This is a genomic window from Actinokineospora sp. (genome assembly GCF_050699995.1).
In the GTDB taxonomy this organism is placed as follows: Bacteria; Actinomycetota; Actinomycetes; order Mycobacteriales; family Pseudonocardiaceae; genus Actinokineospora.
Window position 1 is genome coordinate 1 of the sequence record NZ_JBOHGC010000439.1, and the last position, 1304, is coordinate 1304.

Below are 1304 nucleotides of genomic sequence, written 5' to 3' on the forward strand. Positions count from 1 at the left end.
CGCGCCCGTTGTCCGAGGAGGTCGCATCCGCATGATCCGTCGCCGCCTGATGCTGCTGTGTCTCGGACTGGCGATCGCTCATCCCGCCGCCGCCCAGATCATGGGCCGGCCCTTCGAGACGTCCGGCCAGGCGGGGTTCAATCACTACGACGTGCGCGCGAGGGTCCAGGACGGACCCGGCTACGGCGGCTCGATCGGCTGGCGTGCCCGGCCCTGGCTCGTGCTGGAGGGACAGGTGCTGTTCGGTCCCAGCCAGGCCGACACGCTGCCGCAGCAGGACCACAATTTCTTCACCTACGGTCTGGACCTGCGACTGAACCTGCGTTCGGCCGAATCCAGCGTGATCCCCTACGTGCTGGTCGGCGCCGGCTACGCGTCCAGCCACACCAGCGGCCATCCGCCCGACAAGCTCGAGCGGGGCTCGGGGAGCATCGGCCTCGGCATGCTCTACCCTGTGGTGAACCAGCGCACGTTCGTCCGGTTCCAGGTGCGCGACCTGTTCTTCCGCGAGCGCGACGCGCTCGAGTTCAGCGAGCACTTCGCGGTTTCGCTGGGCCTGCACTACGTCTGGGGCGGCAGGCCGCGCGACAGCGACCTCGACGGCGTGCGCGAGGCGCTCGACACCTGCCCTTCGACCCCGATCGGCGCGAAGGTGGACGCGCATGGCTGCCCGATGGACTCCGACGGCGACAAGGTCTTCGACGGCCTCGACCGGTGCGAGGGCACGCCGGCCGGCTGCACCGTGGACCGGAACGGCTGCCCGGCCGATGCCGACGGCGACGGCGTGTGCGACGGCGTGGACACCTGCGCCACGACCCCGAAGGGCGCGACGGTGGACGCGCAGGGCTGCCCGTCCGATCCGGACGGCGACGGCATCATGGACGGCGTCGACCAGTGCGCGGGCACGCCCAAGGGCTGCACCGTGGACGACAAGGGCTGCACCGCCGACAGCGACAAGGACGGCGTATGCGACGGGCTGGACCAGTGCGCCAACACGCCCGAGGGCCTGCGCGTGGACGCCGCCGGCTGCCCGATCGAGGTGAGCGAGAAGGAAGTCGAGCTGCTCGACACCGGGATGATCCGGCTGCAGAACATCAACTTCGACACCGGCAAGGCCACCATCAAGGCCGAGTCGTTCCCGGTGCTCCAAGAGGTGGCGCACATCCTCCAGCAGTATCCGACCCTGCAGATCGAGGTCGGCGGCCACACCGACAGCCGGGGGAGCGTGGCGCTCAACGAGAAGCTCTCGGCCGACCGGGCGGCGGCCGTCCTCGAGTATCTGAAGCAGAACTTCCTGCAGATCG

1 protein-coding gene is annotated in these 1304 nt (G+C 69.8%); it reads left to right on the forward strand.

Going from position 1 to position 1304, the window contains the following annotated elements; translation table 11 throughout:
• Positions 1-31 precede the first annotated feature (31 nt).
• The coding region (locus tag ACRDSQ_RS22050; RefSeq protein WP_431423684.1) for a thrombospondin type 3 repeat-containing protein at positions 32-1304 on the forward strand (1273 nt) is incomplete at its 3' end.